The sequence below is a fragment of the Rahnella sp. P4_A8 genome (assembly GCF_056402435.1).
Window position 1 is genome coordinate 74,255 of record NZ_JBFUHK010000017.1, and the last position, 17,139, is coordinate 91,393.

The window sequence follows — 17,139 nt, forward strand, 5'->3', positions numbered from 1 at the left end:
AGCAGCAGCACTGAGACTGCCGCCAGCGCTTAAAAATCCCGCATTATTGCGGCGGCAGACAGACGCCTATGCCGCCTAATCCGCAGTAACCTTCCGGGTTTTTGAACAGATATTGCTGATGTTCATCTTCCGCATAATAGAACGGCAGTGCTTCGGTGATTTCCGTGGTAATAGTGCGCTTATCGTTCGCTTCGTCCATCGCCTGCTGGAAACTCGCCAGACTTGCCAGCGCCTGATCCTGTTGTTCTGCGCTCAGCACATACAGCGCGGAGCGATATTGCGTGCCAATATCGCCACCCTGACGCATACCCTGCGCCGGGTCGTGATTTTCCCAGAAAATCTGCAACAGTTTTGTGTAGCTGATAATCGCCGGGTCAAAGACTACGCGCACGACTTCCGCATGACCGGTCTGGCCGGTACACACTTCACGGTAGGTCGGGTTGGGAGTGAAACCGCCGCTATAACCGGCTGCCGTACTGTAAACCCCTTCCTGTTGCCAGAACAAACGCTCTACGCCCCAGAAGCAGCCCATCGCAAAAATCGCGACTTCCATGTTGTCAGGAACATGCGTCATTGAGTGGCCACTTACTGCATGAAGGGTTGCCACCGGCATCGGGGTTGTACGGCCAGGTAACGCTTCTGCCTGCGTGACAGACTGCGTTTTATCGGAAAGTTGCACCACAGAAAACTCCAGTTGTTGCTTTAGTGAACGAGGTTTGTCACAAAAGGTTTGTACGAATAACAACGACCAACAGGTCAGTGTTAGTTGTATCTGATTGCGTCTTTGCACACAATACGAAGGACGTTGCTTCGTCGTTGAACATTTTCAGGGGATTAGCACTAAAATGCTTTCATCAGACTTTAAAAAGATGAATCTGCCAAAGATGGGCAGATAATCTCCGGCGGGCATCTGATATTTTAACAGGACAGTAAAATTTAGCAGGAGTGCGTGTGCCACGATATCGTGAACTGGGTTTGTTATTTGTACTGCTGGCCCCCTCACTTTCCATGGCAGCGAAGGTGCGTTTGCAACTGGAAGGCCTGGATGGCGATTTAGAAAGGAACGTCCGCGTCCGTTTATCAGCCATTCAAAGCGATGAAGTCGGGGCTAACGGACGGTTCCGTGCCCGCGTCAGTGCTGCCATTGAACAGGGTTTAAGGCCGCTGGGGTATTATTCGCCGACCATCGATTTTGATTACCGCGAAACACCGCCGCCCGGGCGTCCGGTGTTGATTGCCAAAGTGACACCAGGGATACCGGTGAAAATCGCTGGCACGAGTGTCGTGATTGAAGGGCAGGCAGACAAAGATAATGAATTCGAACAGCTCAAACAGCGTGATGTGCCTGCGGTAGGGACGATTTTAAACCACGGGACGTACGACAATTTCAAAAGCTCACTGACCGGCATTGCCCTGCGCAAAGGTTATTTTGACGCCACGATGCGTAAAAGCCAACTGGGCGTCATCGAAGACGAGCACAAAGCGTTCTGGGACATTCAGTTTGACAGCGGCGAGCGTTACCGCTTCGGTGATGTGCATTATCAGGGATCGCAGATCCGTGATGAATATCTGCAAAATCTGGTGCCATTTCATCAGGGTGATTACTACACCACGGCGCAACTGGCTGAGCTTAACCGCCGCCTGTCTGCTACCGGCTGGTTTAACTCTGTTGTCGTGTCCCCGGATTTCACGGATGCCAAAGCCACGAAAACCCTGCCGCTGAATGCCGTGGTGTCGCCGCGCACCGAGAATACCATCGAAACCGGTATCGGTTATTCCACGGACATTGGCCCGCGGGTGACGGCCAACTGGAAGAAACCATGGGTTAACGATCGTGGCCAGAGTTTTGAAACCTCAACCACGCTCTCCGGCCCGGAGCAGTCTTTAGATCTCAGTTATAAAATTCCGCTGCTGAAATCCCCGCTGGAGCAATATTACCTGGTGCAGGGCGGTTTCAAACGTGAAGACCTGAACGATACCAATTCAGATTCCACCACCGTCAATCTGGCGCGTTATTGGGATCTCTCGAGCGGCTGGCAACATGCGGTCAATCTGCGCTGGAGCCTTGATCACTTTACACAGGGCAGTGTGACCAACACCACCATGCTGATTTATCCGGGTGTGAGTCTCAACCGTACGCGTCAGCGCGGCGGTCTGATGCCAACCTGGGGCGATTCTCAGCGCTACTCTCTTGATGTGTCCGATACTAGCTGGGGTTCTGATGTCGATTTCGCTGTGATTCAGGCGCAAAACGTCTGGATCCGCACCCTGGCTGACAAGCACCGTTTTGTGTTCCGCGGCAATCTGGGGTGGATTGAAACCAATGACTTCGAACGTGTGCCGCCATCCTTGCGCTTCTTCGCCGGTGGTGACCGCAGTATCCGTGGTTACAAATACAAATCCATTTCTCCACGTGATGACGAAGGCAAGCTGACTGGTGCGTCCTATCTGGGCACCGGTTCGGTGGAATACCAGTACAACGTGACCGGAAAATGGTGGGGCGCCGTGTTTGTCGATTCCGGTGAAGCGGTTAATGACATTACACAAAACGATTTTAAAACCGGCGCGGGTGTGGGTGTGCGCTGGGCTTCACCGATCGGCCCGGTGAAATTAGATGTTGCCGCTCCGGTTGGCGACAAAGATGAGCATGGATTGCAGTTTTACATCGGTTTGGGTCCGGAATTATGAGTTTATTTAAAAAAATCTGCCTGGGATTCCTGATTTTCCTGGTGCTGTTAATCAGCCTGGTGGCCTTTCTGGTCGGCACACAAACCGGTTTGCACCTGATGATCAACGGTGCCAACCGGTTCGTACCGGGCCTGAACATAGCCAGTACCGAAGGCGGATGGCGCGACCTGACACTGAAAGGCGTGCATTACGAAATGCCGGGTGTGGACGTTAAAGCCGGGGAGTTTCACCTTTCCCTCGATTTCTCCTGCCTGAAAAACAGCGCGCTTTGCGTCAATGCGTTGCGGGTGAAAGACGTGAATGTGGTGGTCAATACCAAAGAAATGACGCCAGCCGCCGCGCAACCTGAGCCGGAAAACAGCGAGCCGCTAACCAATCTCAGCACGCCGTATCCGATCACGCTGCGTTTGCTGACGCTGGATAACATCAATATTACGCTGGATGACCGGGCTATTTCGCTGGCGTCATTCCGCACAGGGGCGCACTGGGAAGGCCGCGCAATTCAGCTGATGCCAACGCGTATCGGCGGATTACTGATTGCGCTGCCGAAAACGCCGGTCAGCCCGTTACCGGACGTGGTGCAGGCCGCGCAGGACAAAGCCGTCGAAAAAGCGACGGGCAAACCGGCACAACCGCCGGTGGTCGTGCCGGAGAAGCCGCTGGGTGAAACATTGCAGGAGTTGTTTGCTAAACCGCTGCTGCCTGAGTTACCGGATTTCCGTCTGCCGGTTGATCTGGATATTCAGCAAATTCTCGCCGAAAACCTGCGTCTCACCGGCGATACCGATGTGCTGATCACCCGTTTCGAGCTGAAAGCCAGTACGCAAAATCAGATTGTAAAACTGGATAAACTGATGGTGCGCTCGCCACAGGGTTCCGTGGATGGTATGGGGCAGGCGACGCTCAACCAGAACTGGCCGGTCGATATGACCCTCAATACCGCCGTGAATATCGATCCGCTGAAAGGGGAGAAGATCAAACTGAAAGTCGCGGGCGGGCTGCGCGATAAGCTGGATGTTGGCCTCAATCTTTCCGGCCCGGTGCGTGCTCAGCTGGCCTTGCAAACTCAGCTGGCGGAAGCCGGTTTGCCGTTGGATCTGCAACTTACCAGCGATGCGCTGCAATGGCCGCTGACCGGCACGCCGCAGTATCAGGTGAAAGGCTTCAAATTTAACGTGAGTGGTAAAGCGACCGATTACGCGCTGTCACTGCGTTCAGATTTCAAAGGCGAGCAGATACCGCCTGCGACGCTGACCCTTGACGGTAAAGGCAACGTGGAGCAGTTCAAACTGAGCCTGCTGCGCCTTGCCGCGCTGGAAGGCAATACCGACCTGACCGGCGTGGTGGACTGGAGTAAAGCCATCAGCTGGAACAGTGAACTGAAGCTGACCGGCATTAATACCGCTAAACAGTATCCTGACTGGCCGGCGAAATTGCAGGGCAAGATCACCACGCGCGGCAGCCTGTATGGCGGCACATGGCAGATTCAGGTGCCGGTGCTGGATCTGACCGGTAACGTGAAGCAAAACGCGGTCACAGCGCAGGGTAATGTGCGCGGCAACAGTTATGGCCAGTGGGATATCCCGCAACTGCATCTTGAACTGGGGCGCAATAATCTGGATGTGAAGGGGACGCTCGCTGATACCTGGAATCTCGACGCTAAAGTCGATGCCCCACATCTTGACGGTGCATTGCCGGGGCTGGGCGGCGTAGTGAAAGGAATGCTGCAACTGCGCGGTGATCTCAAGGCACCGAAGCTGCTGGCGGATATAACAGCGACGGGCCTTAAATGGCAGGCGCTGACGGTGCGCCGCGTGGATATTAAAGGCGACGTCAGCTCTACCGATCAGATCCAGGGCAATTTTAGTGTACGCGTTCAGCAGCTTAAACAGGATGCGCTGGATATCACTGACATTAATCTCGAGGCCAAAGGTAACGAGAAAAAGCATGAACTGACGTTGAAAGTCGATGGCAAACCGGTTTCCGGCCGTCTGGCGCTGAGCGGCAGTTTTGACCGTGCCACCGAGGAATGGAAAGGCGACATCACCAATACCTTGTTTGATACGCCAGTCGGGCAATGGCGACTGAACCGTTCGATTGCACTGGATTACTTTAATAAAGAGCAACGGATCACCGTTGGCCCGCATTGCTGGCAAAATCCGAATGCTGATTTGTGTGTACCGAAAACGATTGATGCCGGTGCCAGCGGGCAGGCGAGCGTGGTGCTCAACCGCTTTGACCTGGCGATGATCAAACCTTTCCTGACCGATGACACACAGCTGAGCGGCGTGTTCAGTGGGAAAGCCGATGTGAGCTGGAAAGCGGAAGGCGGACTGCCGCAGGCCAGTGTTTCACTGGTAGGTAAAGGCGTCAAAGTTCAGCAACTGGTGCAGGGCAGCCCGCTGCCGGTGGCGTTTGATACGCTGAATCTGAACGCCGGGCTGAACAACGGTCGTGCCAGTCTCGACTGGCTGATTAAAATCACCCACAACGGTCAGCTTGACGGCAGCATCCAGATTGCCGATCCGCAGGGAAAACGTAACCTCAGCGGTAATGTGAATATTGCCCGTATCTCGATGGCCTTGCTGCAACCCGCGCTGATGGACGGCGAAAAAGCCTCGGGTATTTTGAATGCCAATCTGCGCCTCGGCGGTAACGCACAGAAACCGCTGGTGTTTGGCAGGCTTGCGCTGACCGGTGTTGATTTCGACGCGCAATTTATGCCGTTTGATATCACCGATGCCAATATCGGCATTAATTTCAACGGTATGTCATCCATCATGGAAGGGGTGATCAAAACCGCGCAGGGTCAGCTTGAGCTGAACGGTAACGCCGACTGGAGTGAAATTAATGCCTGGCGCGCCCGCATCGCGGCGAGAGGCAACAAAGTGCGGGTTTCCGTGCCACCGATGGTACGTCTGGACGTTTCACCGGATTTAGTGTTTGATGCCACGCCGCAGTTGTTCTCGCTTAACGGAACCGTTGATATTCCGTGGGCGCGCATTACGGTGCAGGAATTGCCGGAAAGTGCAGTGGGCGTGTCGTCGGATGAAGTAATGCTCAACGACCAGCGTCAGCCTATCGCACCGGCTTCTGCCTCTATTCCGATCAACAGCAATCTGATGGTGAACATTGGTAAAGATGTTCGTCTCGATGCCTTCGGTCTGAAAGCCCGGCTGGAAGGTGCGCTGAAAGTGGCACAGGACAGCCGCGGCCTGGGGCTGAACGGGCAAATTAATATTCCGTCCGGGCGCTTCCATGCTTACGGGCAAGATCTGATTGTACGTAAAGGCCAGTTGCTGTTCTCCGGCCCGGCGGACCAGCCGCTACTGAATCTGGAAGCGATCCGTAACCCGGACGCGACAGAAAACGATGTGGTTGCTGGTTTGAGAGTTACCGGTGAGGCCGATGCGCCTAAACTTGAGATATTCTCAGATCCGGCGATGTCACAGCAGGAAGCCTTGTCCTACCTGCTTCGCGGGCAAGGATTAGACAACTCCGGCGGTGACAGTGGCGCAATGACTTCCGCTCTTATCGGGTTAGGGGTTGCACAAAGTGGTAAACTTGTGGGTAAAATCGGCGAGGCATTCGGTGTCAGCAATCTGGCGCTGGATACTCAGGGCGTGGGAGACAGCTCCCAGGTCGTGGTCAGTGGTTATGTTTTACCGGGTTTACAGGTGAAATATGGCGTCGGGATATTCGACTCGCTGGCAACGCTCACTCTGCGCTACCGGTTGATGCCCAAGCTTTACCTGCAGGCTGTATCGGGCATCGATCAGGCATTGGATTTGCTCTATCAGTTTGAGTTTTAATTCATGTGACTTTTACTATACGAATATAAACATGCGAATAATTGTTTACGGTAGCTTACGACGCAAGCAAGGCAACAGTCATTGGATGACGAATGCTCAATGGTTGGGTGATCATGAGCTGGAAGGTTACGCCCTGTATAATCTGGGTCACTATCCTGCTGTTATACCAGGGGAAGGCAAAGTCTATTGCGAAGTTTACCGCATTAACTCGTCCATCATGGCTGAGTTAGATGAGCTGAAAAGTAATACGAAAGATTATCGTCGTGAGCTGATTTCGACACCTTATGGCAGCGCCTGGATTTACCTCTATATTCGTTCACTGGATGGTGTGCCGAGAATTGAGGGTGGTGACTGGGTTAAGCGTAACGAAGCAGTAAGTGAGTAATCTGAGCAAGGTCGTCGGAAAATAATCGTTGTCTGACAACGCTTAATACATAAAAAAACACCGCCATCTGGCGGTGTTTTTTTGTTCAAACGGCAGAAAACTTATTTGTTTTTAGCACGTTCGAAAGAGGTCACGATTTCAGCTTTTGCAGCAGCAGCATCAGCCCAACCGTCAACTTTTACCCATTTGCCTTTTTCCAGCGCTTTGTATTGCTCGAAGAAGTGGGTGATCTGGCCGCGCAGCAGTTCTGGCAGGTCGTTCACATCTTTGATGTGATCGTATTCTTTGCTCAGTTTGGTGTGCGGAACGGCAACCAGTTTCGCATCTTCACCGGCTTCGTCGGTCATTTTCAGCATACCGACAGGGCGGCAGCGGATCACAGAACCTGGTTGCAGCGGGTACGGAGTTGGAACCAGAACGTCAACCGGGTCGCCATCCAGAGACAGCGTGTGGTTGATGTAACCGTAGTTGCACGGATAGAACATCGCAGTAGACATGAAGCGGTCTACAAACAGCGCGCCGGTATCTTTATCCACTTCGTACTTGATTGGATCTGCGTTTGCAGGAATTTCGATCACTACGTAGATATCTTCTGGCAGTTCTTTGCCCGCCGGGACATTCAGTAAGCTCATTGTTGGTTTCCTTCATTGAACCAGGAATAGAGTGCCGCACATTATAGCCAACTCTCCCGCGATTTCCCGCCCTTTTCGTCGAATCGTCTGCGCGCATTTTCCGGCATGACCTGCTGTTGAACCTCGGCTAAATCTTCCGTATTGGCAGTAAAATTTACTGATCCGATACTTTTCCGCGTAACTGCCTGTTTTTGCTTTTCTTATCAAGATATTCGAGCGATTGCCGATAACAATATTCAAACAAAAAATCAGGATTAACCTGATCCCTACCCATCTGAAGTATCTCCTTTTCACCTGAATGGCTGGATAACACCGTATGTTGAATAAGTTGAGCGTAAAAGCCGGTCTGATTGGCCTGCTGGTATTTATGACGTTAATTCTCTTGCTGGTGAGCGTACTGGGGGCGAATGCCATCCGGCAAAGTGCGACATCACTGCAAAAAATTAACCAGCTTCAGGGCGATGAACTTGGTTCACTGGCCGACAGCTACAGTTTCTCGTTGCGCACGCGTGTCGCCAGCGGCGTGGCGGTACGTCAGCTGGAAATTGGCATGATGGATGATGCGAAAAATACAGCGGACCGCATTAGCGGTTATATCAAACAAGCCGATACCGATCTGGCGAAATTTATCAGCATCCAGGATGACACTCAGCAGGGCAGAGATTTATCCGACGCAGTAAAGAAAACCTACGATGCCTATAAAGCTAACGGCTTAGTGCCGCTGCTGGCAGCAATTCAGGCGCAAAGTGCAGACGGTTATTACGATGTGCTGGAAAACAAAATCACGCCTTACAGCAATGCTTATGATAAAGCGCTGGCGGATTTCCGTGCCTATGCCGTAGATAATACCAACAACCGCATTGAACAGGCCCGCGCCAATGCACGTATCCAACTGACGGTGATTGCCACCAGCTTCATCATTGCGCTGATTATCGCGGTGCTGGCATGGTTCGCCTTGCAGAAGATCATCATGCATCCGCTGACATTCTCCATTGCGCAACTGGAATACATCGCCCAAGGCGATCTGACCCATGAAATTGATGATTCCCGTAATAACGAAATGGGGCGTTTACTGAAAGCGATGAAGCAAATGCAGGATTCGCTGGCGCTTTCTGTCGGACGCGTACGCGATGCCGGGAATCAGATCGATGTCGGTTCCCGCGAACTGGCTGCCGGTAACGTCCATCTGGCGCAGCGCACCGAAGAATCCGCTGCATCGCTGGAAGAAACTGCCGCGAGCATGGAGCAACTGACCTCAACCGTGCGCATGAATGCCGCGAACTCTGACCAGGCCAATCAACTGGCGCAAAGCGTGTCAGTCATTGCCAACAAAGGCAGCGAAGTCGTCCATCAGGTAATGGATAAAATGCAGGGCATCACCGATAGCTCAAAACGTATCGGCGACATTATTACGGTCATCGACGGCATTGCCTTCCAGACCAATATTCTGGCGCTGAATGCGGCAGTCGAAGCCGCACGTGCCGGCGAGCAGGGTCGTGGTTTTGCGGTGGTGGCGGGTGAAGTGCGAAGCCTGGCGCAACGCAGTGCGCAATCGGCTAAAGAGATTAAAGAGCTGATTGTGGATTCTGAAAGCCGGGTTTCTGAAGGTTCGGATATGGTGAGATCTGCCGCAAACACCATGCTGGAAATCTCCAGCGAAGTGACTCGAGTGACCAGCCTGATGCGTGAGATTTCCATCGCGACGACCGAACAAACGCACGGCATCGAACAGGTGAACGTGGCGATTACGCAGATGGATCAGGTAGCGCAGCAAAACGCCGCACTGGTGGAACAGGCGACAGCGGCCACACGTTCACTGGAAGAGCAGGCGCAGTTACTGGCAAAAAGCATGGCGGTGTTTAAACTCAATCGAGCCGATCATTTCTGAAAAAATCCTGAGCGGTAAACAATAAAAAAGGTGGCTTTTAAGCCACCTTTTTATGTTTGGGTCAATGCAAAGCTACACAGGTATCACATTCATTCTTTGATGATTTTTTGATGCGTATTTCAGTTATTCATCAGGGAACTGGGCAATGAAGCGCTCCGCGTCTTCCACCATTGAACTGTTGCCCACAAAGAATGGTGCACGTTCATGCAGTTTCTGCGGGATGATATCCAGGATACGGTTTTTACCGTCACTGGCTTTACCGCCAGCCTGCTCGGCCAGGAAAGCCATCGGGTTGCATTCATACAGCAGACGCAGTTTTCCGTTCGGATGGCTGGCGGTGCTTGGATAAATATAAATGCCACCTTTCAGCAGGTTGCGGTGGAAATCTGCCACCAGCGAGCCGATGTAGCGTGAGGTGTAAGGGCGTTGCGTCGCTTCATCCTGTTCCTGGCAATACTTGATGTATTTTTTAACGCCAAGCGGGAATTTAATGTAGTTGCCTTCGTTGATCGAGTACATGTTGCCCTTTTTAGGGAAACAGACTTTTTCGTGAGAGAGGCAGAAAACACCAAGTGAAGGATCGTAGGTAAAGGCATGAACGCCTGCGCCGGTGGTGTAAACCAACATGGTGGAAGAACCATATACCACATAACCTGCGGCGACCTGGCGGTTTCCCGGTTGCAGGAAGTCAGCTTCCGTCACCGGCTGACCCAGCGGAGTCGTACGGCGGTAAATCGAGAAAATTGTCCCGACAGAAACGTTAACGTCGATGTTTGAAGAACCATCCAGCGGATCCATCAAAATGACGTATTTTGCATTTTCAGCGCGTTCACCTTCGAAAATGACAATCTCATCTTCTTCTTCTGACGCGATACCGGCAATCTCACCACGCGCCTTCATCGCGGCTTTTAATTTTTCATTTGCGTACAGATCAAGTTTCATCTGCACTTCACCCTGCACATTCTCTGCACCACTGGTACCCAGAATGTCGACCAGACCCGCTTTGTTGATATCACGGTGAATGATTTTAGCGCCGAGTTTAATTGCTGAAAGTAACGCTGTCAGTTCACCAGTTGCATGTGGAAAATCTTGCTGCTTCTCAACAATAAATTCGCCTAACGTTTTCATGACACTTTCCCTGAATCGAGGATAGATAACGGTACGTTAATAAAAATTTCACAAGAGCGTGAGCAGTTTAGCCCAAATATATGGACGAATCATAGGCAAATCCATTTCTTCTGGAGGATTCTGAGCGGTAGAATAGCGGCTGACTTAAAGGCATTAATGGAAAATATATGCGCATTCATATTCTTGGGATTTGCGGCACGTTTATGGGCGGGCTGGCGATGCTGGCTCGTGCACAGGGGCATCAGGTAACCGGTTCGGACGACAACGTTTATCCACCGATGAGTACGCTGCTGGAAAATCAGGGGATCGACCTGATCCAGGGGTACGATCCTGCCCAGTTAGATCCTCAGCCGGATCTGGTGATCATCGGCAACGCGATGACGCGCGGTAATCCTTGTGTCGAAGCGGTGCTGGAGCTTGGGATCCCTTATGTCTCAGGTCCGCAATGGTTACATGATCATGTTCTGCCAGAGCGCTGGGTTATTGCCGTTGCGGGGACGCACGGTAAAACCACCACTGCCGGCATGGTAACGTGGATCCTCGAAGCCTGCGGTTATGAACCGGGCTACGTCATTGGTGGCGTGCCGGGCAATTTCGAGGTATCTGCGCGTCTGGGCAACAGCCCGTTTATCGTGCTGGAAGCTGATGAATACGACTGTGCGTTCTTCGATAAGCGTTCCAAGTTTGTTCATTACAGCCCGCGTACGCTRATCCTCAACAATCTCGAATTCGATCACGCTGACATCTTTGATGATCTGAAAGCGATTCAGAAACAATTCCACCATCTGGTGCGTCTGGTGCCGGGCAAGGGAAAAATCATTCTGCCGGAGCACGACACACCGCTGAAACAAGTGATGGCGATGGGGTGCTGGAGTGAGCAGGAATTTGTCGGTGATGCCGAAAATTGTGTGTGGGATGCTAAGAAACTGACGCCAGATTCCAGTACTTTCGAGGTTTATTTGCACGGCGAAGCGGTCGGGCAGGTGAAGTGGAATCTGGTTGGCGAGCACAACATGCATAACGGCCTGATGGCGATTGCTGCGGCACGCCATGTGGGCGTGAAGCCGGAAGATGCCTGTAAGGCATTGGGCGATTTCATTAATGCCCGTCGCCGTCTCGAATTGCGCGGCGTAGAAAATGATGTCAGCGTGTACGACGATTTTGCTCACCATCCGACGGCTATTCTGGCAACGCTTTCTGCATTGCGCAGCAAAGTCGGCGGAACTGCACGTATTCTGGCCGTGCTGGAACCCCGTTCAAACACCATGAAAATGGGCATGAGTAAAAATGAACTGGCACCTTCCCTGGGACGTGCTGATGAAGTTTTCCTTTTACAGCCGCAGCATATTCCCTGGCAGGTGGCCGAAGTGGCTGAACACTGTATTCAGCCTGCTCACTGGAGTGCAGACGTCGATTCACTGGTCGATATGGTCGTTAAGGCCTCGCAGCCTGGCGATCATATTCTGGTGATGAGCAATGGCGGTTTTGGTGGTATACATGGAAAACTGCTTACGGCCCTGGCTGCAAAAGCGAAAGCGTCACAAGATCAGTAAAATCATATTTTTATAGTGAATAAGCACAGCAGTTGCTGTGCTTTTTTTATGCCTGTGATCCGCCGTGTTAAGGTTTTCTCAGGCAAAAAAAAGCCCCCGAAATTTTGAGGGCCAAAGGGTGTCGTCGGACAGGACGACGAGGGTATCGTTAGCAAGAGAGTCGGGCAGTGGCAGTGTCAACGCTCTTCCCAGCCTCAACAGCGCTTATTTTCGCTGGTCTGTGGCTGTTGAAACCCGGTAACGCTAATTTATGAAATAATCAAACAGCGGTTTTATATCAGTGACTTACTCAGGAATGTTATTGATAGATTTCTGCTGTCGCGTGATAAGCACCGTCGTTATGGGCTTCGATCACACGGAAAGATTTTGCGCCCTTGCTCTCAGCTTTATCAGACAGCTGCTGGCGGATATCCATTGGCACGCCGTTGACGCCGCTAACGCTGACCATGCCCATCGGTTGCCGATTTTCTGCCTGCTGGTTTGTCACAAGCTGTGCGGCAGAGGCACCAAAAGAAACAACAGACAACAGGCTAAGTGCGGCAATAGTGGTAATAATTTTCATGATGGTTTCCTGAATTCACAGACGTTGGTGCTTTTCATCAGAGAGCAACGTCGATTGAGATTTGGATTTATCAGGACTGTAATATCGTGTTCTGGAGCGCATAAAGCGTGCGGGAACGTAGATGGTGCAGTGACAAATCCTTCTTAGTGCGCATAGCGCGGGCCTGAGTCATTCAGGCCCCTTCGCTTCGTTTACCCGAAATTATTGGTAAATTTCTGCGGTCGCGTGGTAGTTACCTTCTTCACGAACTTCGATAACACGGAATGCTTTAGCACCTTTGGCATCGGCTTTATCTGACAGTGCCTGACGGATATCTGATGGTGCACCGGCTACGCCGCTGACGCTGATCATCCCTGTAGGCTGCATTGTTGCGGCTTGTTCTTGTGTAACAGGTTGTGCTGCAAAAACGCCAAATGACAATGCAGAGAGAATGCTTAATGTTGCGATGGTAGTTTTAACTTTCATGATTTTGACCTCGTCGATTTTATTATGTTTCCAACAACTGGTGCTTCACACCACGGAAATGAGTATACATCTAGTCACGCCATAAATTAATAGCTCGCTAATAGTTATTTGGGTTGTTATATGTCAACTATCTTTGTTTTTAATAACAAAAAGGCATAAAAAGTGGATGAAAAACGTTCGTTTCGTGTTAATTTTTAGTAAAATCAATGGAGTGAGTGAATTTGACTATTTGTGCTTATTCTTGCGGTGAATCATACCCTGGAAATATTTGTGTGACGGAATTTCGTAGGTTGTAGCGAGATTTAACAGAAAGGCGGTGCGTTTGCGGTTTTTTTGAGAAACGGAAGGCAGCAATAAAGGAAGGGAATAGCATTGAATGAGGTCAGAGAAGGTAATCTTCTGACCTCAGGCACAGAATGAAAGCGACAGGAGGTGCAAAATGTTGCAGCCCTAGAGCTCCTGCTCGAACAAACTGAGGATCGCATCGTGCAACTGTTTGACGCTAAATCCGCGGGCCGGTGTCGTGAAGATCGTATCATCACCGGCAATTGTTCCGAGGATCCCTTCGGATTTACCCAGGGAATCGAGTAAACGCGCGATCAGTTGTGCGGCTCCCGGGCTGGTTCGGATCACCACAACGGCATCGTTATGGTCGATATCCAGCACAAGATTCTTCAGAGGACTGGTGGTTGTCGGCACGCCAATTTCAGCGGGCAGGCAGTACACCATTTCCATCTTCGCATTACGAGTTCTGACAGCACCAAATTTTGTCAGCATCCGTGAGACTTTTGACTGATTGATATTTTCGAAACCATCATCCTGAAGTGCGACAACGATTTCGCCCTGAGAGCTGAATTTCTCTTCMTTCAACAGTGCCTTGAAGGCTTTGATCAAATCTTCCTGTTTAGCAGGATTACGCATTTTGCACCCTGGTCTCTGAATCATAGTGGGGCTGATTATGCAGATAATTGAATTTTTATGCAACAGAGGTTAATTGCAAAAATCATGAATTAAGCTTGGAACAAGGAATGTAAGTGCCGCTGTTTTAAGCTCAATTTAATGAATATGCCAAAATTGTGCATTGCGGGTGAACTGTGTTGCACAAGGGATTTAATGTGATGATCTCGATTCAGCTCTCACATTGGACCGAATTTAACCATTTATTAACCTGGCCTATTTTGTGGTGCTATTTTTAATGATGAAGCTTTCCGATAAAAAGTCACTAAAAGCGGAAAAAGGTCATCTTAGAGATGTTTTTTTACTTTCTAAACGACCAACCTCAGATTCTCTGCAGGTGAGCGATTGTTTTTAACAGCGTAAGTGATTAAGGTCACACCAATTAATTACACGACACTTATAAGTTAATGATAAAAAAGGAGTATAGGATGAAAGTTGCAGTTCTAGGTGCTGCGGGTGGTATCGGTCAGGCCCTCGCGCTTCTGCTCAAGACCCAGCTACCTTCCGGTTCCGAACTCTCATTATATGATATCGCACCGGTCACTCCGGGTGTCGCCGTCGATCTCAGCCATATCCCTACCGCGGTCAAAATTAAAGGTTTCTGTGGTGAAGATGCTAAACCGGCTCTGGAAGGGGCTGACATCGTCCTGATTTCTGCGGGGGTGGCACGTAAACCCGGCATGGATCGTTCAGACCTGTTTAATGTGAATGCCGGGATCGTGCGGAATCTGATCCAGCAAGTTGCCAGTACCTGCCCGAAAGCCTGCATTGGTATTATCACTAACCCGGTAAATACCAYGGTCGCGATTGCGGCTGAAGTATTGAAAAATGCGGGCGTCTACGACAAAAATAAACTGTTTGGCGTAACGACTCTGGACGCAATCCGCTCCAATACTTTTGTCGCTGAGCTGAAGGGTAAGCAACCTGAAGATATCGAAGTGCCAGTTATCGGCGGGCACTCTGGTGTGACGATTCTGCCTTTATTGTCTCAGATCCCAGGTGTCTCTTTCACTGAAAGCGAAATTGTTGCACTGACTCAGCGCATTCAGAATGCCGGAACGGAAGTGGTAGAGGCCAAAGCCGGTGGCGGTTCTGCCACGCTTTCAATGGGGCAGGCTGCAGCACGCTTCGGGCTTTCATTGATGCGGGCGATGCAGGGTGAAGAGAATGTTGTGGAATGTGCCTATGTTGAAGGTAAAGGCGATTATGCGCGATTTTTCGCACAACCGGTTCTGCTAGGTAAACATGGCATTGCAGAGCTTATCGATATCGGTCAGCTCAGTGCTTTTGAGCAGCAATCGCTGGATTCGATGCTGGATATTCTTCGCAAAGATATCGAGCTTGGTGAGCAGTTTATTAATAAGTGAACATTGAACAAAGCCGCCGGTTAACGGGCGGCTTTTGTTTTTCTTAACGCGGTGTTTCATTGGTCGGGCGGCAACGGCGTTCAATGATTTGCAACGTTTTGGGATCAAAATACCGGCTAGGCCAGATCAGTGAGGGATGGATACCCAAAGCGCCTGCGATAAGCAATTCTCCTTTTGGCCATGGCCGTGATAATGCATTTGAAAGTGTCGAAGAGCTCAGGCCTGCTGATCGTGATACTGCTGCGAGTGTGGTGCCCTTCTTTCTCAGTGCTGCAATAATATCAGCCTGGTGCCAGTCTTCATTCCTTGTCATCATGATCTCTTCCTTCTGAAAAATGATTTTCAATAAATACGCTATTAAACATACTTTTAAAAATTGCTCATACTACTCATATAAACCATATCAATGTTTCCTAAAATCCATTATTTTACTTATTTAGAAAATACATTCTTATTTTGATTTAGACAAACAAGTAAATTCCTTTTGCTTTTTGTGATTTGTGTCAGTTTATAATTTTATTATTGTATTTTTTTAAAGTGAAAACGTAACTGGCATGTGTTTTTTTGAACAAATACATTGATAGGGTTAATTAACCAATTGAATTTTAGTTATTTAAATTATGATTTAAGGCGGTTTTTCTTGCTTTTTTAGATGGCTATCTACTTGTTGTAATTTGCTTTTTTTAATTTTCCTCTTATTTTAGTTTAAGATTTTATTTAAACTGCTTTCCGAAAAAAAATTTAATCAGTTCACCCGGCTGTTGATAAACATAATTCATGGAAGCATTTACATACATCTATAGACTCACTCCAAAAAATTGAATATCTTCTTTCTGTCAAATAGGTGTTTTTCTAAATGACTTATGTTAATACCACCTTTTATATAAACGCTCATTACCAGAAAATATCAGCATTACCCTCATGGATGTATAACAACGATCTTTCTTACTTACTTAATAAGAAACAAGGAATGTTATGAAAAAAGAGTGGTTTGCAGCAAAGGAACTGACCGGAAAAGAAGGACTGCCGACGTCAACCCAAGGTGTGCATGGGATGGCTCGCAGATTGTGCTGGATTAAACGCCGCAGGCTGGGCGTTCAGGGACGTGCAGTGGAATATCACATCGACAGCTTGCCCGGTAATGCCGCCGCCAGTTTATCGATGAATGAGCGTTCTGCTGAATATGTGTATACGTCACATCAGGACCCACTGGCGATCTGGATCGAAAGTTATAAGCAACTGAGAGAACCTGAACGTGAAACGATGATCTCATTCATTGTGAGGGAAGGGATATCTGAGTTGCTCAACAGATTACGTGAGCCTGAAAAAAACTAGCGCAATAATGCCTGTCGCGCCTGCTTTATTCTGGCAGGTACGACAGGCAAATATCAGAAATCGCGTTTTACAGACATATGCGCGAGGCCTTCAAGCGCAGAGCGATATTCGGACTCCGGGAGCACCTGAAGCGCCTGGATGGCTTTATCAGCTTCTTCTTCAGCACGCTGGCGGGTGTAAGCCAGAGAGCCCCACTGATGCATTGCTGCCAGCACGGGTTCCAATAAATGGCGCCCGTTACCCTCTTCGATAGCTTTGCGGATCATAGCGGATTGTTCGGCATCACCGTGCTGCATCGCATGCAGAAGGGGCAACGTCGGTTTTCCTTCATCAAGGTCATCGCCAGTGTTTTTGCCCAGCGTTTCGC

15 protein-coding genes are annotated in these 17,139 nt (G+C 50.0%); 7 read left to right on the forward strand and 8 right to left on the reverse strand.

The window, feature by feature from the left end; genetic code table 11:
- Window positions 1–43: 43 nt before the first annotated feature.
- The gene (gene msrA, locus AC1DUO_RS11660; protein ID WP_014411565.1) at window positions 44–679 is read right to left on the reverse strand and encodes a peptide-methionine (S)-S-oxide reductase MsrA; all 636 of its coding nucleotides are present in this window, start codon (window positions 677–679) and stop codon (window positions 44–46) included.
- A 329-nt stretch (window positions 680–1,008) separates the two neighbouring features.
- On the opposite strand from msrA, the gene tamA reads away from it, so the two are divergent.
- The 3 genes from tamA to AC1DUO_RS11675 are packed head-to-tail and all read left to right on the forward strand — an operon-like array spanning window position 1,009 to window position 6,885.
- Window positions 1,009–2,688, forward strand: coding sequence for an autotransporter assembly complex protein TamA (gene tamA, locus AC1DUO_RS11665; RefSeq protein WP_222940672.1), 1,680 nt, complete (start codon window positions 1,009–1,011; stop codon window positions 2,686–2,688).
- Complete coding sequence (gene tamB / locus AC1DUO_RS11670) at window positions 2,685–6,500, forward strand: autotransporter assembly complex protein TamB (RefSeq protein WP_119261162.1); 3,816 nt, start codon at window positions 2,685–2,687, stop codon at window positions 6,498–6,500. The genes tamA and tamB overlap by 4 nt, the downstream gene beginning before the upstream one ends.
- Window positions 6,501–6,531: 31 nt before the next feature.
- On the forward strand, window positions 6,532–6,885 hold the full coding sequence (locus tag AC1DUO_RS11675; protein WP_013573790.1) for a gamma-glutamylcyclotransferase family protein: 354 nt from the start codon (window positions 6,532–6,534) through the stop codon (window positions 6,883–6,885).
- Between the two features lie 101 nt (window positions 6,886–6,986).
- Here the strand turns inward: AC1DUO_RS11675 and ppa are convergent, their stop codons facing one another.
- A complete protein-coding gene (gene ppa / locus AC1DUO_RS11680) occupies window positions 6,987–7,517 on the reverse strand; it encodes an inorganic diphosphatase (protein ID WP_013573791.1) in 531 nt (176 codons plus the stop codon).
- 316 nt (window positions 7,518–7,833) lie between these two features.
- On the opposite strand from ppa, the gene AC1DUO_RS11685 reads away from it, so the two are divergent.
- On the forward strand, window positions 7,834–9,405 hold the full coding sequence (locus AC1DUO_RS11685) for a methyl-accepting chemotaxis protein (protein WP_013573793.1): 1,572 nt from the start codon (window positions 7,834–7,836) through the stop codon (window positions 9,403–9,405).
- 123 nt (window positions 9,406–9,528) lie between these two features.
- Here the strand turns inward: AC1DUO_RS11685 and fbp are convergent, their stop codons facing one another.
- Window positions 9,529–10,533, reverse strand: coding sequence for a class 1 fructose-bisphosphatase (fbp, locus tag AC1DUO_RS11690; RefSeq protein WP_013573794.1), 1,005 nt, complete (start codon window positions 10,531–10,533; stop codon window positions 9,529–9,531).
- Window positions 10,534–10,700: 167 nt separating this feature from the next.
- Here fbp and mpl point away from each other — a divergent pair, with 167 nt between their 5' ends.
- Window positions 10,701–12,086, forward strand: coding sequence for a UDP-N-acetylmuramate:L-alanyl-gamma-D-glutamyl-meso-diaminopimelate ligase (gene mpl / locus AC1DUO_RS11695; protein WP_112152041.1), 1,386 nt, complete (start codon window positions 10,701–10,703; stop codon window positions 12,084–12,086).
- Between the two features lie 298 nt (window positions 12,087–12,384).
- Here the strand turns inward: mpl and yhcN (AC1DUO_RS11700) are convergent, their stop codons facing one another.
- From yhcN (AC1DUO_RS11700) to argR, 3 genes are all read right to left on the reverse strand, one after another.
- Window positions 12,385–12,648 carry a peroxide/acid stress response protein YhcN gene (gene yhcN / locus AC1DUO_RS11700; protein ID WP_477987416.1) on the reverse strand — a complete coding sequence of 88 codons (264 nt, stop codon included), beginning with the start codon at window positions 12,646–12,648 and terminating at the stop codon, window positions 12,385–12,387.
- 201 nt (window positions 12,649–12,849) lie between these two features.
- Window positions 12,850–13,113 carry a peroxide/acid stress response protein YhcN gene (yhcN, locus tag AC1DUO_RS11705; protein WP_013573798.1) on the reverse strand — a complete coding sequence of 88 codons (264 nt, stop codon included), beginning with the start codon at window positions 13,111–13,113 and terminating at the stop codon, window positions 12,850–12,852.
- Window positions 13,114–13,563: 450 nt separating this feature from the next.
- Window positions 13,564–14,034, reverse strand: coding sequence for a transcriptional regulator ArgR (gene argR, locus AC1DUO_RS11710; RefSeq protein ID WP_477987417.1), 471 nt, complete (start codon window positions 14,032–14,034; stop codon window positions 13,564–13,566).
- A gap of 464 nt (window positions 14,035–14,498) precedes the next feature.
- Between argR and mdh the strand changes: the two genes are divergently transcribed.
- Window positions 14,499–15,437 (forward strand): malate dehydrogenase, encoded by a 939-nt coding sequence (mdh, locus tag AC1DUO_RS11715; protein ID WP_477987418.1) that lies wholly within the window; start codon window positions 14,499–14,501, stop codon window positions 15,435–15,437.
- A 43-nt stretch (window positions 15,438–15,480) separates the two neighbouring features.
- On the opposite strand, the gene AC1DUO_RS11720 is transcribed toward mdh, so the two are convergent.
- Window positions 15,481–15,753: a helix-turn-helix domain-containing protein gene (locus tag AC1DUO_RS11720; RefSeq protein ID WP_013573801.1), complete on the reverse strand. Its 273-nt coding sequence runs from the start codon at window positions 15,751–15,753 to the stop codon at window positions 15,481–15,483.
- A 659-nt stretch (window positions 15,754–16,412) separates the two neighbouring features.
- On the opposite strand from AC1DUO_RS11720, the gene AC1DUO_RS11725 reads away from it, so the two are divergent.
- Window positions 16,413–16,772 (forward strand): DNA-binding protein, encoded by a 360-nt coding sequence (locus tag AC1DUO_RS11725; RefSeq protein WP_013573802.1) that lies wholly within the window; start codon window positions 16,413–16,415, stop codon window positions 16,770–16,772.
- Between the two features lie 53 nt (window positions 16,773–16,825).
- Here AC1DUO_RS11725 and AC1DUO_RS11730 read toward each other — a convergent pair.
- Window positions 16,826–17,139 (reverse strand): polyprenyl synthetase family protein (locus AC1DUO_RS11730; RefSeq protein ID WP_477987419.1); only part of this gene is annotated, 314 nt, incomplete at its 5' end.